General features: G+C 72.3%; 19 protein-coding genes and 1 pseudogene. 10 read left to right on the forward strand and 10 right to left on the reverse strand.

All coding sequences use genetic code 11. The annotated features are described in order from the left end of the window. Positions 1-93: 93 nt before the first annotated feature. The gene (locus ABZ865_RS15180) at positions 94-627 is read left to right on the forward strand and encodes a hypothetical protein (protein ID WP_361229434.1); all 534 of its coding nucleotides are present in this window, start codon (positions 94-96) and stop codon (positions 625-627) included. On the opposite strand, the gene ABZ865_RS15185 is transcribed toward ABZ865_RS15180, so the two are convergent. Next, positions 624-1,196 (reverse strand): cob(I)yrinic acid a,c-diamide adenosyltransferase, encoded by a 573-nt coding sequence (locus tag ABZ865_RS15185; RefSeq protein WP_361229438.1) that lies wholly within the window; start codon positions 1,194-1,196, stop codon positions 624-626. The two genes, ABZ865_RS15180 and ABZ865_RS15185, sit on opposite strands and share 4 nt — an antisense overlap. 193 nt (positions 1,197-1,389) lie before the next feature. Between ABZ865_RS15185 and ABZ865_RS15190 the strand changes: the two are divergent. From ABZ865_RS15190 to ABZ865_RS15205, 4 genes and pseudogenes are all read left to right on the forward strand, one after another. Next, positions 1,390-1,916 (forward strand): annotated as a pseudogene (locus ABZ865_RS15190) (TetR/AcrR family transcriptional regulator); the annotation flags it as partial. Between the two features lie 124 nt (positions 1,917-2,040). Beyond that, on the forward strand, positions 2,041-2,889 hold the full coding sequence (locus tag ABZ865_RS15195; RefSeq protein WP_100828268.1) for a 3-hydroxyacyl-CoA dehydrogenase family protein: 849 nt from the start codon (positions 2,041-2,043) through the stop codon (positions 2,887-2,889). A gap of 157 nt (positions 2,890-3,046) precedes the next feature. After that, positions 3,047-3,370, forward strand: coding sequence for an STAS domain-containing protein (locus ABZ865_RS15200; protein WP_014675024.1), 324 nt, complete (start codon positions 3,047-3,049; stop codon positions 3,368-3,370). A gap of 387 nt (positions 3,371-3,757) precedes the next feature. Further along, positions 3,758-6,238 (forward strand): ATP-binding protein, encoded by a 2,481-nt coding sequence (locus ABZ865_RS15205; RefSeq protein ID WP_361229443.1) that lies wholly within the window; start codon positions 3,758-3,760, stop codon positions 6,236-6,238. A 284-nt stretch (positions 6,239-6,522) separates the two neighbouring features. Here the strand turns inward: ABZ865_RS15205 and nucS are convergent, their stop codons facing one another. Continuing rightward, positions 6,523-7,194: an endonuclease NucS gene (gene nucS, locus ABZ865_RS15210; protein WP_361229446.1), complete on the reverse strand. Its 672-nt coding sequence runs from the start codon at positions 7,192-7,194 to the stop codon at positions 6,523-6,525. A gap of 299 nt (positions 7,195-7,493) precedes the next feature. Here nucS and ABZ865_RS15215 point away from each other — a divergent pair, with 299 nt between their 5' ends. After that, complete coding sequence (locus ABZ865_RS15215) at positions 7,494-7,886, forward strand: SCO5389 family protein (RefSeq protein WP_030656147.1); 393 nt, start codon at positions 7,494-7,496, stop codon at positions 7,884-7,886. Positions 7,887-8,010: 124 nt separating this feature from the next. Here ABZ865_RS15215 and ABZ865_RS15220 read toward each other — a convergent pair whose 3' ends face one another. After that, on the reverse strand, positions 8,011-9,039 hold the full coding sequence (locus ABZ865_RS15220; RefSeq protein ID WP_361229449.1) for an LLM class flavin-dependent oxidoreductase: 1,029 nt from the start codon (positions 9,037-9,039) through the stop codon (positions 8,011-8,013). Between the two features lie 221 nt (positions 9,040-9,260). Between ABZ865_RS15220 and ABZ865_RS15225 the strand changes: the two genes are divergently transcribed. Then, a complete protein-coding gene (locus tag ABZ865_RS15225) occupies positions 9,261-9,593 on the forward strand; it encodes an ATP/GTP-binding protein (protein ID WP_361229452.1) in 333 nt (110 codons plus the stop codon). A gap of 48 nt (positions 9,594-9,641) precedes the next feature. Here the strand turns inward: ABZ865_RS15225 and ABZ865_RS15230 are convergent, their stop codons facing one another. The 4 genes from ABZ865_RS15230 to ABZ865_RS15245 all read right to left on the reverse strand — a co-directional run bounded on the left by ABZ865_RS15230 (position 9,642) and on the right by ABZ865_RS15245 (position 13,764). Next, entirely contained in the window at positions 9,642-10,517 is an 876-nt protein-coding gene (locus tag ABZ865_RS15230) for an ABC transporter permease subunit (RefSeq protein ID WP_361229454.1), read from the reverse strand. After that, positions 10,514-11,902, reverse strand: a complete 1,389-nt coding sequence (locus ABZ865_RS15235) for an ABC transporter ATP-binding protein (RefSeq protein ID WP_361229456.1) — start codon at positions 11,900-11,902, stop codon at positions 10,514-10,516. Before ABZ865_RS15235 ends, ABZ865_RS15230 begins: the two co-directional genes overlap by 4 nt. A 131-nt stretch (positions 11,903-12,033) precedes the next feature. Further along, positions 12,034-12,807, reverse strand: coding sequence for an ABC transporter permease (locus ABZ865_RS15240; RefSeq protein WP_361229459.1), 774 nt, complete (start codon positions 12,805-12,807; stop codon positions 12,034-12,036). A gap of 3 nt (positions 12,808-12,810) precedes the next feature. Then, positions 12,811-13,764, reverse strand: coding sequence for an ATP-binding cassette domain-containing protein (locus tag ABZ865_RS15245; protein WP_361229461.1), 954 nt, complete (start codon positions 13,762-13,764; stop codon positions 12,811-12,813). 257 nt (positions 13,765-14,021) lie between these two features. Here ABZ865_RS15245 and ABZ865_RS15250 point away from each other — a divergent pair, with 257 nt between their 5' ends. Then, on the forward strand, positions 14,022-15,485 hold the full coding sequence (locus tag ABZ865_RS15250) for a PQQ-binding-like beta-propeller repeat protein (RefSeq protein WP_361229465.1): 1,464 nt from the start codon (positions 14,022-14,024) through the stop codon (positions 15,483-15,485). Positions 15,486-15,625: 140 nt separating this feature from the next. Here the strand turns inward: ABZ865_RS15250 and ABZ865_RS15255 are convergent, their stop codons facing one another. The 3 genes from ABZ865_RS15255 to mce all read right to left on the reverse strand — a co-directional run bounded on the left by ABZ865_RS15255 (position 15,626) and on the right by mce (position 21,242). Next, a complete protein-coding gene (locus ABZ865_RS15255; protein ID WP_361229467.1) occupies positions 15,626-16,561 on the reverse strand; it encodes a cellulose-binding protein in 936 nt (311 codons plus the stop codon). Between the two features lie 182 nt (positions 16,562-16,743). Continuing rightward, on the reverse strand, positions 16,744-20,592 hold the full coding sequence (gene scy, locus ABZ865_RS15260) for a polarized growth protein Scy (RefSeq protein WP_361229470.1): 3,849 nt from the start codon (positions 20,590-20,592) through the stop codon (positions 16,744-16,746). A 209-nt stretch (positions 20,593-20,801) separates the two neighbouring features. Next, on the reverse strand, positions 20,802-21,242 hold the full coding sequence (mce, locus tag ABZ865_RS15265; protein WP_361229473.1) for a methylmalonyl-CoA epimerase: 441 nt from the start codon (positions 21,240-21,242) through the stop codon (positions 20,802-20,804). Positions 21,243-21,391: 149 nt separating this feature from the next. Here mce and ABZ865_RS15270 point away from each other — a divergent pair, with 149 nt between their 5' ends. Together ABZ865_RS15270 and meaB are read left to right on the forward strand one after the other, a co-directional pair. Continuing rightward, positions 21,392-22,591, forward strand: coding sequence for an acetyl-CoA C-acetyltransferase (locus tag ABZ865_RS15270; protein WP_361229475.1), 1,200 nt, complete (start codon positions 21,392-21,394; stop codon positions 22,589-22,591). 109 nt (positions 22,592-22,700) lie between these two features. Next, the gene (gene meaB / locus ABZ865_RS15275) at positions 22,701-23,657 is read left to right on the forward strand and encodes a methylmalonyl Co-A mutase-associated GTPase MeaB (protein WP_361229478.1); all 957 of its coding nucleotides are present in this window, start codon (positions 22,701-22,703) and stop codon (positions 23,655-23,657) included. Positions 23,658-23,826: the final 169 nt, after the last annotated feature.

The raw sequence follows: 23,826 nt of genomic DNA on the forward strand, positions 1-23,826 counted from the left end.
TGCGACTTTCGCTTACCGCCGGTTCCTCTGTGCCGACGACGCCCGGGCCCCGCGCCGCCGGGAACCTTGAGGGGAGACCGAAGGGAGCGTGCTGTGATCGTCGGACTGATCGTCGCCTGCGAAGTGGCGTTCTGGGTGCTGCTGGCGGCCGGGCTGGCCTTCCGGTACGGGCTGCGGATGCCGCGCACCGGGCTGGCGCTGCTGCTGTGCGAGCCGCTGCTGGAGGTGGTGCTGTTCGTGGTCACCGCCGTCGACCTCAAGAACGGCGCGGAACCCGACTGGCGGCACGGCCTCGCCGCCGTCTACATCGGCTTCACCGTCGGCCTCGGCCACTCCACGATCACGTGGGCGGACGCCCGCGTCGCCCACCGCTTCGCCGGCGGCCCGCCGCCCGTGAAGCCCCCGAAGTACGGTACGGCCCGCGCCGTCCACGAGTGGAAGGTCGCGGGCCGCTGGATCCTCGCCGCAGTCGTCGCCCTCGCTCTGCTGCAGGGCGCGGTCTGGTACGTCGGCGGCGACGGCGCGACCGGCTCGCTGCGGGCGTGGCAGCTGAGGATGGTGTGGGTGATCGGGATCAACGTGGTGATCGCCGCGACCTACACGCTGTTCCCCAAGCGGGAGCCCTAACGCTCCCCGCCCGGCACCCACAGCACGTCCCCGACCTCCTTGTTCGCGATCCGCGCCAGGATGAACAGCAGGTCGGACAGGCGGTTGAGGTAGGTCGCGGTGAGCGGGTTCATCGTCTCGCCGTGCACCTCCAGGGCCGCCCAGGTGGAGCGCTCGGCCCGTCGTACGACCGTGCAGGCCTGGTGGAGCAGGGCCGCGCCCGGCGTGCCCCCGGGCAGGATGAAGGAGCGCAGCTTCTCCAGCTGCTCGTTGAAGCGGTCGCAGTCCGCCTCCAGCTTGTCGACGTAGAACTGCTCGACCCGCAGCGGCGGGAACTCCGGGTTCTCCACCACCGGCGTCGACAGGTCCGCGCCCACGTCGAACAGGTCGTTCTGGACGCGGGTGAGCACCGCGACGACCTCCTCGTCCAGCCCGCCCAGCGCGATCGCGGTGCCGATCACCGCGTTGGCCTCGTTGGCGTCCGCGTACGCGGAGATCCGGAGGTCGGTCTTGGCGACCCGGCTCATGTCACCGAGATTGGTGGTGCCCTTGTCGCCGGTCCTCGTGTAGATGCGCGTCAGATTGACCATGTGACCAGCCTAGTTACGCCCCGGCCGTCCGGAACACTCGTGTGCCCACCGTCACGGCGAGCCCCGCGGCCGAGTCGACCATGATCGGTACGGGGCCGTCGGCAGAGTGACGGCACTACCGCAGTGATCTCCCCAGGACGCGGCGTACTGATCGCGTCCCAGCAGGGTCGATGGGGCACATCCCCGTCCGACCTTGGCGGAGGCGGCCGACGTCTCCGTCAACACCGTCTACAACTACTTCCCCGCCAAGGAAGACCTCTTCTTCGACCGCTCCAGCGGCATGATCGACCGCCTCTCCCGGTGGGTCCGCGGCCGCGACGCCTGCGAGTCCGCCGCCCACGCCGTCCTGCGCGAACTGCGCGCGGAGGTCGAGGCCGTCTCGCCCCGGGTCGGCCTGAGGGCTACGACCGCTTCATGCGCGTCATCCACGACGCCCCACCGCTGCGCTCCCGTCTGTGGAGCCTCCAGCAGGAGATCCACGACCACCTGGAGACGACCCTCCGCGAAGAGACCTCCGCCGCCCCCGACGACCCCCTCCCGGGCCTGATCGCCGGTCAGATCTGCTGGATCCACCAGACGGTCTTCACCACCATCGGCCGCTCCATGCTCACCGGCCGCAAACCGGCCGAAGTGTCGCGAGAGGTACTTATCCTCCTCGACGACATCGAGGACCTGTTGAACGAAAAGGTCCTCAACTACGCCGTCCGGGGCGCGGGCTGATCCCCGTCGGTGTGATGTCCACCAATTGGGACGTGACGCGCGTTACTTACCGGTCACACAGCGGCTCCGGAGCGCTATGGTCCGCCGAAGAGGCAACCATTAACAGCGTGTAAGGGGAGTCGGAGTGGCACGGAAGCTTGCCGTCATCGGGGCCGGGCTCATGGGGTCCGGGATCGCTCAGGTCGCCGCGCAGGCGGGCTGGGAGGTCGTGCTGCGAGACGTCACCGACGAGGCGCTGGGGCGTGGCACCGACGGCATCAAGGCCTCGTACGACAAGTTCGTGAGCAAGGGGAAGCTGGAGGCGGACGCCGCCGAGGCCGCCCTGGCCCGCATCACCGCGACCACCGACCTGGACGCCGCCGCCGACGCCGACATCGTCGTCGAGGCCGTGTTCGAGAAGCTCGAGGTCAAGCACGAGATCTTCCGTGCGCTGGACAAGATCGTGCGCCCGGAGACCGTGCTCGCCTCCAACACCTCCGCCATCCCGATCACCAAGATCGCGGCGGCCACCGAGCACCCGGAGCGGGTCGTCGGTGTGCACTTCTTCTCCCCGGTCCCGATGATGCAGCTCGTCGAGCTCGTCCGCGGCTACAAGACCAGCGACGAAACCCTCGCCACCGCGCGGGAGTTCGCCGAGTCCGTCGGCAAGACCTGCATCGTCGTCAACCGCGACGTCGCCGGCTTCGTGACCACCCGGCTCATCTCCGCCCTCGTGGTGGAGGCGACCAAGCTGTACGAGTCCGGCGTCGCCACCGCCGAGGACATCGACCTCGCCTGCAAGCTGGGCTTCGGCCACGCCATGGGCCCGCTGGCCACCGCGGACCTCACCGGCGTGGACATCCTGCTGCACGCCACCAGCAACATCTACACCGAGTCCCAGGACGAGAAGTTCGCCCCGCCGGAGCTGATGCGCCGGATGGTGGACGCCGGTGACATCGGCCGCAAGAGCGGGCAGGGCTTCTACACGTACTGATCCGCACAGGTTCGGACGCACGCCCCGGGAGCATCACTCCCGGGGGTGAATTCGGTATCGGTTCGCTTACAAGCAGCAACCGCTCTGCCACTCACACAGTCAGACGTTGCACAGCACCGTCATGGAGTACGCCACACGCACTCAACGGGGAGCGCATATGCACATCAGGGGCGACCACGCCGAACTGGTCGTCGGGGGCCGCCTCGACGTGCGCAGCGCGGCGGACGCCCGTACGGCCCTGCACTCGGCCGTCGACACCGGCGTCGGCGACCTGGTGCTCGACCTGTCCGAACTGGACTCCTGGGACGCCACCGGACTCGGGGTGATCATGGGTGCCCACCGGCGGGCCGGCCGCTGCGGGCGCCGCCTGGTGCTGCGCGGGGTGCCGCCGCAGATGCAGCGCCTGCTGGTCGCCACCCGGCTGCACCGCATCCTCGCCATCGAGGGCGGCATCGGCGTGGAGTCGCTGCCCCGGGTGTGAGCGCCGAGGCGTAACGGTCCTGCCGGGACGCGGCGCGTCGGTGAGCGGCTGCGTCGTCACGCGGCTGTCTCGTTGCGCAGCCGTGTCGTTGCGCAGCTGTGTCGTGGCGCGGCCGTGTCGTGATGCGGCGAACGGGGTTGAACCGGGCGACGGGGGAGACCCGGACGCAGCCGCCGAACCGCGCGTCGAGGGCAATCCTCGCCGGACTGTGACCTCTCGGACCGCGCGGCACCCCGATCTGTCGTAGATACTGTGCGAAGGTTTAGGGTTCGGTCGCCCGCTGCCTCGCAACCCTCGAGCGGGCCCGGACCAGAAGCGACAGCGCAGTGTGCAGCAGGCCGGGAGGGGTCGACATCAGGCACACGACGCTCTTGGGGGCTTGAATCTATGGACCCGACGACTCCGGGACCCGAGGAGCACGGCCAGGCGCCCAGCCGCCGCCCGCCCCGGGAATCGCTCACCTCCGACTTCGGCCAGAGCGCGCCGACGCACGCCCGTACGGCGCAGGTCGTCTCCGGTGACTTCCTGCTGACCGTCAACCCCGTGGACGGCAGCGAGATAGAGCCCTGCCCGCCGCACCGGCGCACCGCCGCGCCCCGCAAGCGCACCGCCGCCGAGCGTGCCGAGACCGAGCGTGCCGCGCGGCCGCCGGTGCCTCCCGGCCCGTCCCGGCCCGCGCTGTCCCTGCTGGAGCGTCAGGACGAACGCGAACGTCTGGTCCGCCTGATGGCCCGCGGCCGCTCCGTGCGCCTGACCGGTCCGGGCGGCTCCGGCCGTACCGCCCTGCTCGACCTCGTCGCCGAGGACTGCCTGGACCTCGCGCCCGACGGTGTCGTCTGGCTCTCCGGCTTCCACCGCACCGCCGCCGACCTCCTGCAGGACCTCTTCCACGCCGTCTACGACGCCCCCCACCACCGTCCCGGCCAGGACGAACTGCTCGAACTCGTCGCGGCGATCGGCGCGGTCGTGGTCGTGGACGACATCGAGTTCGGCGGCAGCGCCCTCGACGACCTGCTCGACGCCACCCCCGAGTGCGCGTTCCTGATCGGCGCCACCCCGGACGTTCCGGCGCCCTCCGCCGACTCCGACGTCGAGGAGGTCTTCCTCGCCGGGCTGGACCGCGCGGCCGGCGTGGAGATCCTGGAGCGGGCGGTCGGCCGGGTCCTCACCGAGGAGGAGGCCAACTGGGCCGGCGACCTGTGGTTCGAGTCCGAGGGGCTGCCCCTGCGGTTCGTGCAGGCCGGCGCGCTGCTGCGGCAGCGTGACCTGCTGCGCGCCAGCACCGGGGTGGTGGACGAGTACGGCGTCTTCGAGGACGTCCGGCCCTCCGCCGACGGGGTGTTCGAGGCGCCGCCCGCCGACGCGGCCTTCGACCCCGAGGAGGCCGAGGAGATCCCGCTGCCCTCCCTCGGCGAGGCCGCCGCGCCCGCCCCGCTGCTCGCCTCCCGGCTCAGCGCCTCGGCGCGCGCCGCGCTGCGGTTCGCCGTCGCGCTCGGCGGTGAGGTGCCGCACCAGGCGCATCTGCCGGCCCTGATCGGGGACACCCACGCGGACGCCGCGCTCGGCGAACTCGCCGGCTGCGGACTGGTCTCCCCGGTGGGCTCCCGCTACCGCCTCGCGGCCGGTGTGCGGACCCAGTTGGAGGCCGCCGGGTACGACAGCGACGCGGCCGGGCGGGCGCTCACCGCGGCCCAGCACTACGCCTGGTGGGCCGGGCATCCCTCGGTCACGCCCGAGCGGGTGTGCGCCGAGGCGGACGCGGTGCTGGCCGCGCTCACGGTGGTGGTGCCGACGACGACGTCTCCCGGTGAGGACGAGGAGGCCCCTGCGGTGCAGCTCGCCCGCACGGCCGCGCCCGCCTTCGCGGCGGGACTGCACTGGAGCGCGTGGGAGCGTGCGCTGCGGGCCGGTGCGGAGGCTTCCCAGCTGGCCGGTGAGGTGTCCGAACAGGCCTACTTCCACCACGAGTTGGGCATTCTGGCGCTGTGCGGCGGCCAACTGGACCGGGCGCGGGCCGAGCTGGAGGCTTCCAACGGGCTGCGGAGCGCACTCGCCGAGAAGCGGGGTGCCGTGGCCGGCCGGCGAGCCCTGGCCCTGGTCGCGGACCTCGCGGGTGACGTGCCCGGGACGGCGGCTCTGGCGGCCGAGGAGGTTCCGGACGCGCGCCGCGGGGAGTCGCCGTCGGCCACGACGACACCGGCCCCGTACCAGCCCTCGGCCTACGGTTTCGACGACACCGTCGTCTCCCACCAGCCGCCGACGGCCAAGGCCCCGGGGGGCTTCCGCCGGCTGGCCCGGCGCAACCTGGTGGCGGCCGGGTCCGGTGCGCTGCTCGTCGCGGTGATGGGCACGGTGATCACCCTCGGCATGACGTCCCACGAGAGCGCGGACAAGAACCCGGCCAGTGACGTCGGGGTCAACCCGTCGGCCACCCAGGGCCTGGGTGACGGCACGCTCGGCAGTGACCCCGGCCAGGACGACGGCAAGCCCGCCGGCACCGGCAAGCCGACCAGCAGCCCGACCAACCCCGGCCCCGACGGCACCTACGGCACGACGGACGACCCGACCCCGACGGCCCCGTCCACGACACCGTCCCCCACGCGGCACCCGGGCGGCGGAGGCACGACCCCCACCCCCTCCAAGACGAAGCCGACCCACCCGAGCACACCCACTCCGTCGAAGTCGTCCCCATCGAGCCCTCCGACCAGCCCGTCCACTTCCCCGTCCTCGGGCTCCCCTTCCCCGTCCCCCAGTACGTCCTCCTCTGCCCCGTCCGTGTCCACGTCGGCGAGCGGCCCGGCGTCCAGCGCCCCGGCAGCCTCAAGCAACCCGGAGATCGCACCCGGAAACACCGAGCCGGTGATCTAGCGAAGCGGACCACCACCTCCCCGGCGCTGCCGTTCCGCCCTGAGGCGGGCTCGGCACCGCCGGTCACGTCGTGGGGCCTCAGCGCCGTTGCGGCGGGATGAGGGTGGCTGGGTTGTGGGGGGAGTGCGGGGCGCGCGGGGCGATGTTCTCGTGCTGGGCGCATGCGCTTCTCCGCCGCGACGGTGCTCGACCACGACGGCCGTGTCCGGCGGTGCCGTTCCGGCCTGAGGTGGCAGAGGGGGAGGCCCCGCCTGGTGTGTGGGAGACGGGGCCGGTGGGGGGTGTCAGAAGAGGCGGAGTTTGTCGTCTTCGATGCCGCGGAGGGCGTCGTAGTCGAGGATCTGGCAGTCGATGCCGCGGTCGGTGGCGAGGACTCGGGCCTGGGGTTTGATTTCCTGGGCGGCGAAGATGCCGCGGACCGGGGCGAGGTGGGGGTCGCGGTTCAGCAGGTCGAGGTAGCGGGTGAGTTGCTCGACGCCGTCGATCTCGCCGCGGCGCTTGATCTCGATGGCCACCGTCCGGCCCTCCGCGTCCCGGCACAGGATGTCGACCGGGCCGATCGCGGTCATGTACTCGCGGCGGATCAGAGTGTAGCCGTCGCCCAGTGTCTCGATGCGGTCGGCCAGGAGTTCCTGGAGGTGCGCCTCCACGCCGTCCTTGATCAGCCCGGGGTCGACGCCGAGTTCGTGCGAGGAGTCGTGGAGGATCTCCTCCATCGTGATGATCAGTTTCTCGCCTGCTTTGTTGACGACCGTCCAGACGCCCTCGTCCTCGCCGGTGCCCTCCTTCAGCGTGCAGGGCGGCGACATCCAGTTGAGGGGCTTGTAGGCCCGGTCGTCGGCGTGGATGGAGACGCTGCCGTCCGCCTTGACCAGGATCAGGCGGGGCGCCGAGGGCAGGTGGGCGGTGAGCCGGCCGGCGTAGTCGACCGAGCATCGGGCAATGACGAGACGCATGGTCGGCAACGCTACTCGACACACACTGGTGCACGCGATTCGCCTGTCCTTCTTCTCCTCCCCTCCTCCACAGGAGCCCACTGGCTCACCCCATTCATCCCTGGAAACTCTTGTTCCTCCGTGGCCGATTGTGGGCGCAAAGGGACCGTTCCATATACGCAATCTGCTGGTGTGGTCACCGACCGTTGCCTACCGTAGAGAACGGGAGGTCGCGACCCGTGTACTGAGCGTGTTCGAAATCGCGAACTCCCTTACCTGTCCGGCAACCCCTGCTCATCGGGGGTGCGAGAGGAGAACCCATGTCGCTCGACGTCTCACCGGCCCTACTCGAACAGGCCGAGCGAGGCGAGGTCGACGAAGCAGCTTTCGTCGACTGCGTCCGGACCTCCCTGCCCTACGCATGGGAGATGATCAGCTCCCTGGTGGCCCAGCTGAAGGTCGACGGCGGCCCCTTCGCCGACAACCAGACGCCCCCGCCGGACGAGCAGGCGCGCGGTCAGCTGCTGCGTGCGCTCGCGAGTGACGCCATACGCGGCGCCCTGCAGCGGCACTTCGGTGTGCGGCTGGCCTTCCAGAACTGCCACCGGGTGGCGGTGTTCCCGCTGGACGCCTCGGTGGACGAGACGTTGGCCCGCTTCACCTCGGTGCGCAGCCAGTTGCTGAACCAGTCGCCGGAGCTCCGGGACTGCTGAGCCGCAGCTCCCGAAGGCTTCCGAAGGCCGACACAGTGAGCCGCTTGCTTGCCGCTCCACCCGCGGGAGGTGCATTCAGTACTGGGGCGGCAAGCCCCCCGGCAGCGCGGCGGCCGACGAGCTGTCAGCGCAGTTGGGGCAGCACCTCGGCGCCCAGCCGGCGCAGATTCTCCTCCGTCGCCGCGAGGTCGCCCGAGCCCTCGGTCAGCAGGGCGAAGCGGGAGATGCCGGTGCGCTCCGAGGTGGCGGCGAGCCGGTCGGCGGCCAGCCGCGGCGTGCCCACCGGGTGCAGCCCGCAGAGCAGTTCGGTGTAGGCGAGCGGATCGCGCATCGCGCGCACCCGGCCGTCGACCGTCACATGGGCCTCCAGGCCCTGCTTGAGCCACCCCGGCATCGCCTTCAGCAGCGTCTCCTCCGCGTCCGTGCGCCGGTCCGCGATCTGGCAGACGCCGGCCGAGACGTGCGCGGCGCCCGCGATCTCCTCCGCCGGCCGGCCCGCGGCCCGCGCACAGCGCCGCCACAGGGCGACCATCTCGGCCTTCTCCTCGTCCCCGACATGCATCCCCAGCAGCATCGGCAGCCCGCGCTCGGCGGCCAGCCGGACGCTCGCCGGGGACGTACAGGCCACGACGACCTCGGGTCCCGGGGTCTCGGTCAGCGCCTCCGACGGGCGCGGCACGACGGGCACCTCGCGGAAGCGGTACCGCTCGCCCGAGGCCGACACCGCCGGTTCGCGCAGCCAGCGCACCAGCAGATCGAGTGATTCCGGGAACCCGTGCTCGTACGCCCCGAGTCCCGCGCCGAACACCTCCAGATCCACCCACGGGCCGCCGCGCCCCACGCCCAGCGTGAACCGTCCGCCGCTCGTCAGGTGCAGCAGCGCGGCCTGTTCGCCGAGGGCGACGGGGTGTGCGGTGGGCAGCACGCTGACCGCCGTACCGACGCGGATGCGGCGGGTGCGGCCGAGCAGCAAGGCGGCCAGGGTGACCGCGGACGGACAGGTGCCGTACGGCACGAAGTGGTGCTCGGCCAGCCATACTGAGTCCAGCCCGGCCTCCTCGGCGACCTCCGCCGAGCGGACGGCCCGGTGCAGCGCCTCCCCGGGGCCCTGTCCCGGGAACTGGGCCGCCAGCACAAAACTTCCTACGTGCATCGCTTTTCCTGCTTCCTTGGCTCCGACCGGAGCTCCCCCACCCGGCATAACCGTCTGACACGTGCCCAGGACACGGCCTGACGGAGGGATTTGCGGATTGTCTGCAGAATCGGCCGCCCTGGAGGGGGACTTGTACGGGTTGGTGCCCTACGCGTACCCCCTCGGGCGCCGCGTAGGCTGGACGCAGCCCGTGCTTCCTGTATAGCCCCGAGAGGTGTCCCGTGTCCCCGCGTCGCAACCGACCGAAGGCCGCCGGCTCGTCCGACCGGAGCGCCGAGGCCGACCGGGCCGGCCGGTACGGCGGCTGGCAGTCCACCGAGAGCTGGCAGGGCGAGGAGTGGAGCGTGCGCCATGTCGCCGGGGCGAGCGCGGAGGGCAAGACGTACCGCTGCCCCGGCTGCGACCAGATGATCCCCTCCGGCGTCCCGCACGTGGTGGCCTGGCCGGAGCACTCGGGAGTCGACGACCGCCGGCACTGGCACAAGGCGTGCTGGAACGCGAAGGACCGCCGCACCACGCGGGTGCAGCGGTCCCGTAACGCACCGAGGTTCTGAACGCCCGGCGAGCGCGCGGCGCCCAGCGAGCGCCCGGCGTCCCGCGGGTTACACGTCCCGGTTCTGCAGCAGCGCGTAGGCGCCGGCGAAGGCGGCGGCGGTCACGCCCAGCATGATCCACACCGGGTCCCAGCCCGACGGGCCGGAGTGGCTCAGGGTGTTGTCGTAGAAGACGCCCATCTGGCTCGGGATCGAGTACTCGAGCAGCGCCTTCTGGACCTTCTCCAGCGACGAGGCGTTCATGAACAGCGCGATCACCAGCGGGGCGAGCACCGCGCCGATCATGATGGTGATGGCGCCCGCGGAGTGCCGGATCATCGAGCCGACGAGCAGCGAGATCAGGCCGAGCAGCGCGACGAAGAAGCTGATGCCGACCGTGGCCTTCAGCCACTCCTCGGTGCTCGGGCTGGACGCTCCGTTGCCCTCCAGCATGGCCGCCTGCACCATCGCCACGAACGACACGGTGGCCAGCGTCACCACGAAGGCGACGGCGAAGAACACGATCGCCTTGGCGGTCAGCACCCGGCCCCGGCTCGGGCACGCGGTCATCGTCGTACGGATCATGCCCGTGCCGTACTCGGACGCCGTGGTCAGCACGCCGAGCGTGATGATGCACATCATGCCGATCAGCACGCCGAAGAAGCCGAGAGTCAGCGGGGTTTCGCCGGACAGGTCGCCGGAGCCCCGCACCGCGAGGCCGGCCATCAGGCCGATGCCGACCACGAGCACGATGAACACACCGAGCGTCCACATCGTCGAACGCACCGACTTGATCTTCGTCCACTCCGAGGCCAGCGCGTGGCCGAGGTGGGTGCGCACGACCGGGATCGGCGAGTTGTAACCGGGGTACGACCCGCCGGGCGCCGCCTGCCAGTCGGGCGCGCCTGCGGGGGCCTGCGGCATCGGGGGCTGGTGGGTGCTCATCGGGCGTCCTCGGGCTTGGTCAGGTCGGCAGGGGTGGAAGCGGGTGCGGGTGCGGCGGCAGGGGCAGCGGCAGGCGCGGCGGCTGCGGCGGCTGCGGCGGCCGCAGCGGGCTGGGCCGGCTCGGCGGCCGGCTGCTGCGCCGGGGCAGGAGCAGGGGTAGCGGCCGGGGCAGGGGGAACGGCGGCCACCGGAGGCTGCGGGGCGGCCTGCTCGGCGGGAGCGGCAGGCGCGGCGTACGGGTTCGGGGTGCCCGGGCCGGGCGCGCCGTACGGGCCCGCGGGGGCAGCGCCGTACGGGGCCCCGGGTGCAGCGCCATAGGGGGCCGCGGGCTGGCCCTGCGGGGCGAACGGCTGCCCGCCCTGCTGGGGCGGCGGCGGGGCGTACCAGCCCGGCTGGCCCTGGCCGGGGACCGGCATGGGCGGCTGGGCGCCGGGCGGCAGCGGCTGCTGCAGTCCGGCCTTCTGGTCGACGGTGGAGCGGTAGTCGACGGCGCCCTGCGTCATCCGCATGTACGCCTCCTCCAGCGAGGCCTGGTGCGGCGACAGCTCCCACAGCCGGACGTCCGCCTCGTGCGCGAGGTCGCTGATGCGGGGCAGCGGCAGCCCGGTCACGCGCAGCGCGCCGTCCTGCTCCGGCATCACATGGCCGCCCGCCTCGGTGAGGGAGGCGGTCAGCTTCTCGCGCAGCTGCGGCTCGGTGTCCGGGGTGCGGACGCGCGCGAAGTCGGCGGAGTTGGCCGAGATGAAGTCCTTCACGCTCATGTCGGCGAGCAGCTGTCCGCGCCCGATCACGATGAGGTGGTCGGCGGTCAGCGCCATCTCGCTCATGAGATGGGAGGAGACGAAGACCGTACGGCCCTCGGCGGCCAGCGCCTTCATCAGGTTGCGGACCCAGAGGATGCCCTCGGGGTCGAGGCCGTTGACCGGCTCGTCGAAGAGCAGCACCTGGGGGTCGCCGAGCAGCGCGGCGGCGATGCCGAGGCGCTGGCCCATGCCGAGGGAGAAGCCCTTGGAGCGCTTTCTGGCCACTGCCTGGAGGCCGACGACCCCGAGCACCTCGTCCACGCGCCGGGCCGGGATGCCGGAGAGCTGGGCGAGGCTGAGCAGGTGGTTGCGGGCGGTCCGGCCGCCGTGCACCGCCTTGGCGTCGAGCAGCGCGCCGACCTGCCGGGGGGCGTTGGGCAGCTTGCGGTACGGGTAGCCGCCGATGGTCACCGTGCCGGACGTCGGGTTGTCCAGCCCGAGGATCATCCGCATGGTCGTCGACTTGCCCGAGCCGTTGGGCCCGAGGAAACCGGTCACGGCGCCCGGCCGTACCTGGAAGGAAAGGTTGTACACGGCGGTCTTGTCGCCGTAGCGCTTGGTCAGGCCGACAGCCTCGATCATGCTCCGCACCCATCGAAAGGTTCAGGACAGCGGGGCACACGCCCCCGTAAGGGTTAGGAGGATATCCGGGCGCTGACGGTTCCGCCCAAGAGTAAGTAAAGCCAGGGCGTCGCGGAGCGTGACCGAGGGGCTCACTGTGCGTCACGGCGCTTCAGCAGGACGTACCCGCCCGCGACCGCCGCGATCACCCACAGCACCATGATCCCGAGCCCGCCCCACGGGCCGTACGGGGTGTCGTCGCCGATCCTCGGCACCACCTGCATGATCCGGCTGCCCGCCTGGTCCGGCAGGAAGCGGCCGGCTTTCTTCGTCGCGTCGACGTTGCCGAGGATGTTGGAGATCAGGAAGAAGAACGGCATCAGGATGCCGAGGGAGAGCATCGGCGAGCGCAGCATCGCGGCGACGCCCATGGAGAACACCGCGATCAGGGCCATGTACAGCCCGCCGCCGATCACCGCGCGCAGCACCCCGGGCTGGCCGAGGTCCGTGCGCAGGGGGCCGAGCATGGCCTGCCCGAGGAAGAACGCGGCGAAGCTGGTGGCCATGCCGACCACCAGGGCCAGCGCGGCGGCCACGGCGATCTTGCCGAACAGGAAGGTGCCCCGGCGCGGTACGGCGGCCAGCGAGACGCGGATCATGCCGGTGCTGTACTCGTTGGACACGACGAGCACCCCGAACACGATCATGGCGAGCTGACCGAGCGTCATGCCGGCGAAGCTGATCACCGTGGGGTCGAAGTCGAGCCGTTCCCGCACCGGCATGTCCCCGTACTGGCTCCTCGACAGCGCCGAGATCAGCATCCCGAGGGCGACGGTCACCACCAGCGCCAGGGACAGCGTCCACACCGTCGACGCCACGGACCGGATCTTGGTCCACTCGGACCGGATGACCTGGACGGCCGCCATGGCTCAGGCCCTCTTCCAGCCGGCGCCCCAGTCCTGTGGGACAGGAGGCGGCTCGCTGTGGGCGTGGTACTCCACCGACTCCGCGGTCAGCCGCATGAACGCCTCCTCCAGCGAGGCCTGCTGGTGGCTCAGCTCGTGCAGCACGATCCCGTGGCGCGCGGCCAGCTCACCGATCCGCTCGGCCTTGCCGCCCTCCACCTCCAGCGTGCCGGCGCCCGCCTCCACGACGGTGATCCCGTTCGCGCGCAGCACGTCGAGCAGCCGCTCGCGCTGTGGGGAGCGGATACGGGCGTACGACCGCGAGTTCGCGCGGATGAAGTCGGCCATGGTGGTGTCCGCGAGCAGCCGGCCCTGCCCGATGACCACCAGATGATCCGCGGTCAGCGCCATCTCGCTCATCAGATGGCTCGACACGAACACGGTCCGCCCCTGCGCGGCCAGCGATTTCATCAGCGTGCGGATCCAGTGGATGCCCTCCGGGTCCAGCCCGTTGACCGGCTCGTCGAACATCAGGATCCGGGGGTCCCCGAGCAGCGCGGCGGCGATGCCGAGCCGCTGCCCCATGCCGTACGAGAACCCCTTGGCCTTCTTCCGCGCCACCGCCGTCAGCCCGACCGTGTCCAGCACCTCGCCCACCCGGCGCTTCGGGATGCCGTTGCTCTGTGCCAGGCACAGGAGGTGGTTGTAGGCGCTGCGGCCGCCGTGCACGGCCTTGGCGTCGAGCAGGGCGCCGATGTACGTCATCGGATCCTTGAGCTGGTCGTAGTGCTTGCCGTCGATCCGGACGTCACCGGCGGTGGGATGGTCGAGCCCGAGGATCATCCGCATGGTGGTGGACTTCCCCGCCCCGTTGGGCCCGAGGAACCCGGTCACGACGCCCGGCGTGACCGCGAAGGTGAGACGGTCGACGGCGAGCTTCTCCCCGTACCGCTTGGTCAGCCCCTCCAGCTGGATCATGCGGCCACGCTAAGACGGGTGTTGGACGGCTGCCACTCGAGCGGCGCCCCGGGCGCGACCCGTGCCGTGCTCCGTGCCGTGCCCCGCGACGCTCCCGCCCCTGACGTGCACCTGCCCCGGCGGGTATGCTCCAGCCCCCTGAAGATCGGGGGCGGCGCCGGGGGGCGCCGGACAGCAGAACACGGGCGGGGGCGACAGTGGTTGAGGACGCGAGACCGCGCACGGGGTGGCGCGCGGCGGGGGCGGGACTGGCGATCGTGGCGGCCGGGGCCGCGGCCGGGCTCGCGGTGGAGTTCCATGTGCTGGGGTGGACGTCCGTTCCCGGCAACTCCTGCGGCGGCAGCAGGTACCGCCCCTGCCCGGAGGGCACCACGCCCACCCTCATCCTGGCGTTCGCGCTGACCTTCGCCGGCTACATCGCGCTCCTGGTCACCATCGGCAGGTTCACCGACCGGCGGCCCGGCAAGGTGGTCCCCGCCGTCCTGGCCCTGGCGGGCGTGCCGCTCGCGCTGTGGCCGGGCTGGCAGGCGTACGTGTGGATGCGAGGCCCGGTGCTCGACTCCGCCTGGCAGGCCGGGCTGGACCGGCCCGCGTCCGTGCGCGCGGAGGGCGTGTGGACCGTCGGCGAGGACGCGTCGACCGTGGTCCGGGTGCGCACCGACGCGCTCGTCGCCTACGACTCCCATGACGGGGACCGCCGCTGGACACTGCGCGCCCCCGTGCGCGAGTCGGTGTGCGGGATGAGCGAGCGGGTCGTCGACGGCATCGGCCTGGTCGCCTTCGCGCGCTACCAGCAGCCCTGCGACACGGTGTGGGGCGTCGACACCCGCACCGGCCGCACGGTGTGGGAGCGGAAGATCAAGGGCGTCTCCGCGTTCACCTCCGGAAGCGACAGCCTGCTCGCGGCCGACGGGGACGTGGCCCTGGCACTGACGGACACCGGGATCCAGGCGTACGGCCTCAAGGACGGCACCCCGCGCTGGAGCGCCGGCCTGACCGGCCGCAGCCCCGACGCGTCCTGCGCGCCGAACGTCGTCTCCGCGGCCGGCGGCACCAGCCAGGTCGTGGTGACGTGTCTGACGTCGGCGGACAAGGGCAGCGCGCGAGTGGTGACCCTGGACAACGCCACGGGCAAGCAGCGCGGCAGCCGGGAGCTGCCCGTGGAGAGCCCCCTCGACACCGTCATGGTGGTGTCCGCCGACCCGTTCACGCTCCTGCTCAAGGAGCGCGACGAGCGGGGCGTGGCGGCCGTTCTGTCCTACCCCGGCGACGGCGACCCGGTCCGGATCCCGCTCACCGGCGACGACGAGGACCTCACCCTCCTCCCGGTCCTCGGCGAGGGCTTCACGGCAGGGCCGGCGCTGCGGGCGGCGGTCAGCGGGGACACGCTCGTCGTCGCCGCCCAGAAGCCGGGCGCCGACGACCCCGAACGCGTCGTGGGCCTCGGCCTGCGCGACGGACGACGCCGGTGGCACACCGACCTGGGCGGCGAGATCACCGCGCTGGCCCCGGACGGCCGCGGCCGGGTGGCCGTGCTCGGCGCGAACCACCGGCTGTGGACCCTCGACGCCACCGACGGGAGCCGTGTCGGCGAGGACGACGGGACCTCGGTGCGCGTGGGCACCTTCGCGCTGACCACTCGGCTCCTGCGCGCGGGCGACACCTGGATCGTCGTCAACGGCAACGGGACGGACGCGGCGCCCCTCATGGGCCTGCGCTAGGAGCCCTGCCGCGCACACCTGCCCGCGCACACCAGCCCGCGCATGCCGAAGGGGCGGTGGGACCGAGTCCCACCGCCCCTCACGGCGTCCTACCTGTACCGGCTGCCAGTACGGCTACCGGGCCCGACCATGCGGCCCGACTACCGGGACTGCTGCGCCGGAACGCCCCGGGAGATCGGCTCGTCCTCGGTGGGGGAGCCGGCCGCGGCCACCGCGGCGCCGGTCAGCGTGGCGAGCATCTCGCGGACGTTCGTCAGCTGGGCGTTGATGCTGTCGCGGCGGTTGGTGAGAGCCGCCAGCTCGCGCTCGGATTCCGAGCGGATGCGGTCGGCCTTGGCGTTGGCGTCGGCCACGATGTCCTCGGCCTGGCGCTGGGCCGTCTCCACCGTCTGGCGGGCGCGGCGCTCGGCGTCGGTGCGCAGCTTCTCGGCCTCCAGGCGCAGCTGCTCGGCGCGGTGCTCGATCTCGGCGAGGCGCTTCTCGGCCTTCTGCTGACGCGAGGCCAGGTCGCGCTCGGACTGCTCGCGGCGCTTGGCCAGGTTCGTCTCGAAGTCGGCGGCGGCCTGCGCGGCCTTGGCGCGGGTCTCCTCGAAGAGGGCGTCCGCCTCCTCCCGCTTGGACTGCGCGTCCTTCTGCGCCTCGGCACGCAGCTGGGACGCCTCGCCCTTGGCCTTCTCGACGATCCGGACGCCCTCGTCCTCGGCCTTGGCCTTGCGCTCCGCGGCGAACGACTCGGCGTCGTTGCGGACCTGCTGGGCGGCCGACTCGGCCAGCTCGCGGTGCTGCTCGGCCGCGCGCCGCGCCTCCTCACGCAGGTCCTTCGCCTCTTCCTCGGCGAGGCGCAGGATCTTCTCGACCCGCGCGCCGAGACCGGCGTACGACGGCTCCGCGTCGGTGACCTGGGCCTGGGCGTTCTGCGTCTCGAGGTGGAGTTCCTCGATGCGCTTCTCCAGGGCGGTGATGCGGGTGAGAGCGCTGTCACGGTCGGAGACGAGCTTGGAGATACGTTCGTCCACCTGAGCGCGGTCGTACCCACGCCGCACAAGCTCGAAGCCGTAGGGGGAAGTGTCGCTCATGGGGTTCCTGTCAATGAGACCGGTGAGGTGATAAGGGGAATCCTAGGGGCCGAAGCGGTGTGTCATCGAGCGGATACGGTTTTGATCTGGAGAATGGCACCTCTTTCGGGTGGCTGACCGCGGGACAGCTTGCCAAAGATCTGGACAAAGAGCCCAGCAGACACCGGAAGAAGCCTCAGGCGCTAGCCGTCCGACGATTTGCCACCCGAACGGGGGGCGCCCACCGTCGCACCGGCCTTGACCCCGCCGTCCTTGCCGGCCGACGGCGCCTCGAAGGACTCCAGCGCCTCCAGAACGTCCTGGACCCGGGAGATCTCGGCGTTGATGTCCTCGCGCCGGCGCACCAGGATCTCCAGCTCGCGCTTGCCCTCCTCGACCGTGCTCCGGGCCTCGCGGATCGCCTCGGCCTTCAGCTCCTCGGCCTCCTTGATCAGCGAGGCCTTCTTCTGCTCGGCCTCCTTGAGGAGTCCCTCCGCCTTCTTGACGGCGGCGATGCGCACCTTGCCGGCCTCGGAGCTGGCCTCGGAGACGATCTCCTTGGCCTTCGCCTGGGCCTTGGCCAGCTGCTCCTCGGCGGCCTTGATGAGCGCGTCGCAGCGGTCGCCGGTGGACTTCATCGTCTCGGCGGCCTCGCGGCGGGCCCGCTCGTGCAGCTCCTCGATCTCGCTGGTGATCCGGTCGCGCAGCTCCTCGGCGCGCTCCCGGATGGCGGTCGCGTCCCGGCGGGCGCCGACCAGCAGCTCGTCCGCGTCGGTCCGGGCCTTCTCCACGCGCGTGTTGCCTTCGACCATCGCCTCGGACACGATCCGGTCGGCCTCGCTGCGCGCCGCGCCCACCATCGTGTCGGCCTGCGACTCCGCGTCCGCGGTGGTCTTCAGCGCCTGCTGCTGGGCCTCGGTGAGCAGCTTGTCGGCCTCGGCCGTGGTCTCCGTGATGAGCGTGTCGACCTGCTCGGCCGCCTCCGAACGCCGCTTGTTGGCGTCCTTGCGGGCCTCGTCCAGGGTCCGCTCGGCCTCCTCGCGGGCGGAGCTGACGAGCCGTTCCGCCGCCGCCTCGGCGTCCGCCTTGAGCTGCTCGGACTCGGCGCGCACCCGCTCCGCGTGCTGCTGGGCCGAGCCGACCGTCTCGGCGGCCTCCGCGCGCAGCCGCTCGGCCTCGCCACTGGCGTCCGCGAGGAGCTGCTCCGCGTCGGCCAGGGCCTCCGCGCGCACCCGCTCGGCCTCGGCGGCCGTCTCCGTCTGCAGCCGCTCCGCCTCGCTGCGGGCCTCGGTGATGAGGGTGTCCGCCTGGGTCGCCGCGTCCGAGCGGATGCGGTTGGCGTCCTCGCGGGCGTCCGCCCGGGTCCGCGCCGCCGCCTGGTCGGCCTCGGCGAGGGCGTCCGACGCCTCCGTACGCACCCGCTGCGCGTACTCCGACGCGTCCGAACGCAGCCGCTCGGCCTCCGCGATCGCCTCCGCGACCGTACGCTCGGCGAGCGCCTTGGCGGCCTCCGACTCCTCGCTCGCCTCCCGGCGCAGCCGCGAGGCGTCCTCGCTCGCCCGCTCCCGCTCGGCGTAGGCGTCGGCGCGGACCCGGTCCGCCTCCTCCTCGGCCTCCCGCCTCGTACGGTCCGCCGCGTGCTCGGCGGCCGAGCGCAGCCCGGTGATCTCCTCCTGCGCCTGCTCGTGCAGCCCGGCGACGGAGTCCCGTACCTGCTGGGCGTGCTGCTCGGCGGCGGACACCATCTCGGTGGCGCGCCGGTCGGCCTCCTCGACCAGCCGGGTCGCCTCGGTCTGGGCCTCCTCCACGCGCTTGCGCGCCGAGGCCAGCAGCTCCTCGCTCTGCTCGCGGGCCCGCAGCCGCTCCTGGTCGGCCTCCTCGCGGGCGGAGCCGAGCAGCTCCTCGGCCTCACGGCGGCGCCGGACGGCCTCTTCCTGGGCGGCGGCCAGCGTCTCGGACGCCTCGGTGCCCAGCCGCTCGGCGGCGGCCTGCGCCTCCGCGCGGACCCGGTCGGCGGTGTCCTGCGCCTCGGCCTTGAGCCGCTCCGCCTCCGACGCGGCGTCCGTGCGCAGCCGTACGGCGACGGCCTCGCCCTCGGCACGCGAGGCGGACGCGTCCGCCGCGGCCTCCGTGCGCAGCCGGTCGGCCTCGGCCTCGGCCTGCTGCTGGAGGCTACGGATCCGCTCCGCCGCCTCCGAGCGCAGCCGCTCGGTCTCCTCGGCGGCCTCCCGCCGGATGCGGGCCGCCTCCTCGCGCGCGTCCGTGAGCGCCTGCTCGGCCGCGGCCAGCCGCTCCTGGGCCTCCGTCTGCAGCCGCGTCAGCTCACCGGCGGCCTCCTCGCGCCGAGCCTCGGCCGCCCGCTCGGCCTCCTCGCGCAGCTCGCGCGCGGCGTTCTCGGCGTCCGTCCGGAGCGCCTCGGCCTGCTCGGCGGCCTCCGTGCGGTGCCGCTCGGCCTCCGCGCGGGTGCGCTCCAGGGTCTCCTCGGCCTGCCGCCGCAGCGTGGTCGCCCGCTCGATGGCCTCGGTGCGGACCTTCTCGCTGTCCGTGGTGGCGGTCTTGCGCAGCTCGTCGGCGTCCGCCTTGGCCTTGGCCAGCAGCTCCTCGGCGGACTTGGCCGCCTCCTCGATCTGCGCCACCGCCTCCCGGCGGGCCTCCGCGCGGATCGATTCGCCCTCGGCGACCGCGTCGGCGCGCAGCTGCTCGGCCTCGCCGCGCAGCCGGCGGGCCTCCTCCTGCAGCTCGACCGTCTTGGCGCGGTACTCCTTGGTGTCGTCCTTCGCCGCGCCCTTGAGCTGCTCGGCGATGTCGTGCGCCTCGGCGCGCAGCCGGTCCGCCTCGGCCTCGGCCTCGGTGCGGATCCGCTCGGCCTCCTCGGCGGCGGCCCTGGTGGTCTTCTGGGCGTCCTCGGACGCCTTGTTGAGGACGTCCTCGGCGGTCTTGGCCGCCTTGGACAGCTGGCTCGCCGTCTCCTCGGCGGTGAGGCTGCGGGCCTTCTCGCCGGCCTCGGCGAGGATCTTCTCGGCCTCGGCGCGCGCGTCGGCGACCAGCTGCTCGGCCTCGGACCGGGTGTTCTCGGCCTCCTTGGTGGCCTCCTCGACCAGCCGGGCGACCTGCTCCTTCGCCGTGCGCGTCCGCGCCTCGCCCGCGGCCTCGGCGCTCGCCAGCGCCTTGGCGGCGGCCTCCTTGGCCTCGGTGACCAGCCGCTCGGACTCGGTCCGCGCCTTGCGCAGGGCCTCCTCGGCCTCGGCCATCCGCTGCTCGGCGGCCCGGCTCAGCTCGCCGGCCTGCCGACGGGCGGCGTCCGACTCGCTGACGGTGGTGGAGCGCAGCTGCTCGGCGTGGTCGGTGGCCTCCTGGGCCTGCGTGGAGGCGGCGTTCAGCAGCCGCTCGGCGTCCGTGCGGGCGCGGCGCAGGATCTGGTCGGCCTCCGCGCGGGCCGCCTCGGCGTCGGCCTGCAGCCGCTCCCGGGCCTCCCGGGTCAGCCGTTCGGCCTCGGCGCGGGCGGCGGCCATGGCCTGCTCGGCCTCCGCGCGGGACTCGTCCAGCAGCCGGCGGGCCTGGGACTCGGTGCGGGCGCGCAGCTGCTCGGCCCAGGCCACGTTCTCGTTGACGTGCGACTCGACGGTCTGCCGGCGCTCGGCCAGCTCCTGGTCGAGCTGCTGGCGCCGGGTCACCGCCTCCTGGTGCAGCTCGGCCTGGAGCCGGGCGGCCTGCTCGGCGTGCTCCTGCAGGATCCGCTGGGTCTGCGCGCGGACCTGGCTCAGCTCCCGCTCGGCGTCCTGACGCAGCTGGTCGGCCTGCATCTGGGCATTACGGAGCAACTGCTCGGCCTGATACCCGATGTCGCCGCCGTCGTAGGCGGGCCGGGTCATCAGAGTGCGGCGCGCCTCGTGCAGCTTGGCGCGCAGCACCTCGACCTGGTAGCCGAGGTCCTCGGCGTGCTGGATCGCCTTTTCCCGCTCGGTCTTCAGCCGCTTCATCTCGGCCTCGAACCGAGAGAGGTGGTCGACGTCAGCCGCCGGCTCTCGCTCCTGGCTCTCGTAGCCCCGCACTGCGCGGTCCCATCCGTCCCCTGGTCAGCTTCTGCAACGAGCTCCGTCCATCCGCCGAACGGGGCCCCCGGGGAATGGTGTCAGATCAACGGCGGAGCATGGGCTGCTGCCCCGACGCTCGTACCCCCGAAACCCGGACCCCGGCATGCGGCCGACCCCCGCCTACAGGGACGACCGCCCCCAACCCTACCGGCCCTTATGTACGCGGGTCAGTGCTCAGGTGACTCAACAGGGGCCGAAGTGACCAGTTCTGTCAGGACACCGTGGCAGTCCTTGGGGTGCAGGAAGGTGATCCGGGACCCCATGGAGCCGCGCCTGGGCTCGTCGTACAGAACGCGTACGCCCTTCCCGCGGATGTCCGCGGCGTCCCCGTCCACATCCGCCGTACCGAAGGCGATGTGGTGCACGCCCTCGCCGTTCTTCGCCAGCCACTTGCCGACCGCGGAGTCCTCCCGGGTCGGCTCCAGGAGCTGGAGGTAGGAGGCGCCGCCGTCGGACGTCTCGTTGATCTTGAGCATGGCCTCCCGCACGCCCTGCTCCTCGTTGACCTCGGTGTGGAACACCTCGAAGCCGTAGGTTGACCTGTAGAACTCGACGGTGGCGTCGAGGTCGTGGCAGGCGATCCCGATGTGGTCGATTCGCGTCAGCATGGATTCAGTGCAGCGCTCATGTGGTGGTTACGCAACGTGCGCGCGATCACACCGACGGCCCGGTGACGGCACGGAGTGCCACTCAGTACATTCGAAGTAAACCCTCGTTCACTCCTCGGCTGTGCAGGCCGGTAAGGGGATCGCAGCTCATGTCTTCTGGAACGAACACCTCTGTGATCGTCGCGGGCGCGCGTACGCCCATGGGGCGTCTGCTCGGCTCGCTGAAGTCCTTCTCGGGCGCGGACCTCGGCGGCTTCGCGATCAAGGCCGCCCTCGACCGCGCGGGCATCGGCGGCGACCAGGTGCAGTACGTGATCATGGGCCAGGTGCTCCAGGCCGGCGCGGGCCAGATCCCGGCCCGCCAGGCCGCCGTCAAGGCCGGCATCCCGATGAGCGTCCCGGCGCTCACCGTCAACAAGGTGTGCCTGTCCGGCCTCGACGCCATCGCGCTCGCCGACCAGCTGATCCGCGCCGGCGAGTTCGACATCGTGGTCGCCGGTGGCCAGGAGTCCATGACCAACGCCCCCCACCTGCTGCCGAAGTCCCGCGAGGGCTTCAAGTACGGCGCGGTCGAGATGCTCGACGCGATGGCCTACGACGGCCTGACCGACTCCTTCGAGGGCATCGCCATGGGCGAGTCGACGGAGAAGCACAACACCCGCCTCGGCATCAACCGCGCCGAGCAGGACGAGATCGCCGCCCTCTCCCACCAGCGTGCCGCGGCCGCGCAGAAGAACGGCGTCTTCGAGGCCGAGATCACCCCGGTCGAGATCCCGCAGCGCAAGGGCGAGCCGGTCGTCTTCAGCAAGGACGAGGGCATCCGCGGCGACACCACCGTGGAGTCCCTGGGCAAGCTGCGCCCGGCCTTCACCAAGGACGGCACGATCACGGCTGGCACCTCGTCCCAGATCTCCGACGGCGCCGCCGCCGTGGTCGTGATGAGCAAGGCCAAGGCCGAGGAGCTGGGCCTGGAGTGGCTCGCCGAGATCGGCGCCCACGGCAACGTGGCCGGCCCGGACAACTCCCTGCAGTCCCAGCCGTCCAACGCCATCCTGCACGCCCTGAAGAAGGACGGCCTGGAGGTCTCCGACCTCGACCTCATCGAGATCAACGAGGCCTTCGCCGCGGTCGCCGTGCAGTCAATGAAGGACCTCGGCGTGTCCACGGAAAAGGTGAACGTCAACGGCGGCGCGATCGCCCTCGGTCACCCGATCGGCATGTCCGGCGCCCGTCTCGTGCTCCACTTGGCGCTGGAGCTCAAGCGCCGGGGCGGCGGCGTCGGCGCGGCCGCGCTGTGTGGTGGCGGCGGCCAGGGCGACGCGCTCATCGTGCGGGTGCCGAAGGCCTGAGCGACACCTTTGGGCGTCCCGGGCGCCCGTTGTACGTGTTGTACGTCTAGTACGTCTGGCGGTACGCCTCGTACGTCTGTACGGCGGTGAAAGTGAACGGAGCTGTTTGATGCAGGACGTCTCCTCTCTGGTGGCCCAGGCCAGGGAAGGCCGGCCGCGGGCCGTGGCCCGGCTGATCTCCCTGGTGGAGGGGGCGTCCCCGCAGCTCAGGGAGGTCATGGCGGCACTGGCGCCGCTGACCGGCAACGCCTATGTGGTCGGCCTGACCGGCTCCCCGGGCGTCGGCAAGTCGACCTCCACCTCCGCGCTCGTCACCGCGTACCGCAAGCAGGGCAAGCGGGTCGGCGTCCTGGCCGTCGACCCCTCGTCCCCCTTCTCCGGCGGCGCCCTCCTCGGCGACCGCGTCCGCATGTCGGACCACGCCTCCGACCCCGGCGTCTACATCCGTTCCATGGCGACCCGGGGCCACCTCGGCGGCCTGGCCTGGGCCGCCCCGCAGGCGATCCGCGTCCTGGACGCGGCGGGCTGCGACGTGATCCTGGTCGAGACGGTCGGCGTCGGCCAGTCCGAGGTGGAGATCGCCTCCCAGGCGGACACCTCCGTCGTCCTCCTGGCCCCCGGCATGGGCGACGGCATCCAGGCGGCCAAGGCCGGAATCCTGGAGATCGGCGACGTCTACGTCGTCAACAAGGCGGACCGCGACGGCGCCGACGCCACGGCCCGCGAACTGAACCACATGCTCGGCCTCGGCGAGGCCCGCGGCCCCGGCGACTGGCGCCCGCCCATCGTCAAGACCGTCGCGGCCCGCGCCGAGGGCGTCGACGAGGTCGTCGAGGCCCTGGAGAAGCACCGCGCCTGGATGGAGGAGCGGGGAGTCCTGGCGGAGCGCCGCCTGGCCCGCGCGTCCCGCGAGGTCGAGACGATCGCCGTGACGGCACTGCGCGAGCGCATCGGCGACCTGCACGGCGACCGCCACCTCGGCGCCCTGGCAGAACGGATCGTGGCGGGCGAACTGGACCCGTACCGCGCCGCCGACGAACTGGTGGCGAGCCTGACGGAAGGCTGACGACCGGCGGACGAAGGCCACACGCAGGCGCTCGCACGGGTCTGGTCACCCGGGCCGGCGCCTGTTAACTTGATCAACATGTTCCTCCTCATGGCATAGAGCGCACCCCCGCACCGTCCAGGGCCGGACAGGCCCTAGGTGCCCAGGTGTCCGCTCTCCGCCTCCCACC

The sequence above is a fragment of the Streptomyces sp. NPDC047085 genome (assembly GCF_040643735.1).
Lineage (GTDB): Bacteria > Actinomycetota > Actinomycetes > Streptomycetales > Streptomycetaceae > Streptomyces.

Coding starts and splice junctions, on each gene's coding strand:
- ABZ865_RS15245 (WP_361229461.1), bottom strand. CDS start 13,764: ATGATCCAGCTGGAGGGGCTGACCAAGCGGTACGGGGAGAAGCTCGCC.
- ABZ865_RS15200 (WP_014675024.1), top strand. CDS start 3,047: ATGCACATCAGGGGCGACCACGCCGAACTGGTCGTCGGGGGCCGCCTC.
- ABZ865_RS15240 (WP_361229459.1), bottom strand. CDS start 12,807: ATGGCGGCCGTCCAGGTCATCCGGTCCGAGTGGACCAAGATCCGGTCC.
- ABZ865_RS15205 (WP_361229443.1), top strand. CDS start 3,758: ATGGACCCGACGACTCCGGGACCCGAGGAGCACGGCCAGGCGCCCAGC.
- ABZ865_RS15220 (WP_361229449.1), bottom strand. CDS start 9,039: ATGCACGTAGGAAGTTTTGTGCTGGCGGCCCAGTTCCCGGGACAGGGC.
- ABZ865_RS15255 (WP_361229467.1), bottom strand. CDS start 16,561: ATGAGCGACACTTCCCCCTACGGCTTCGAGCTTGTGCGGCGTGGGTAC.
- ABZ865_RS15215 (WP_030656147.1), top strand. CDS start 7,494: ATGTCGCTCGACGTCTCACCGGCCCTACTCGAACAGGCCGAGCGAGGC.
- meaB (WP_361229478.1), top strand. CDS start 22,701: ATGCAGGACGTCTCCTCTCTGGTGGCCCAGGCCAGGGAAGGCCGGCCG.
- ABZ865_RS15235 (WP_361229456.1), bottom strand. CDS start 11,902: ATGATCGAGGCTGTCGGCCTGACCAAGCGCTACGGCGACAAGACCGCC.
- mce (WP_361229473.1), bottom strand. CDS start 21,242: ATGCTGACGCGAATCGACCACATCGGGATCGCCTGCCACGACCTCGAC.
- ABZ865_RS15185 (WP_361229438.1), bottom strand. CDS start 1,196: ATGGTCAATCTGACGCGCATCTACACGAGGACCGGCGACAAGGGCACC.
- ABZ865_RS15230 (WP_361229454.1), bottom strand. CDS start 10,517: ATGAGCACCCACCAGCCCCCGATGCCGCAGGCCCCCGCAGGCGCGCCC.
- nucS (WP_361229446.1), bottom strand. CDS start 7,194: ATGCGTCTCGTCATTGCCCGATGCTCGGTCGACTACGCCGGCCGGCTC.
- ABZ865_RS15270 (WP_361229475.1), top strand. CDS start 21,392: ATGTCTTCTGGAACGAACACCTCTGTGATCGTCGCGGGCGCGCGTACG.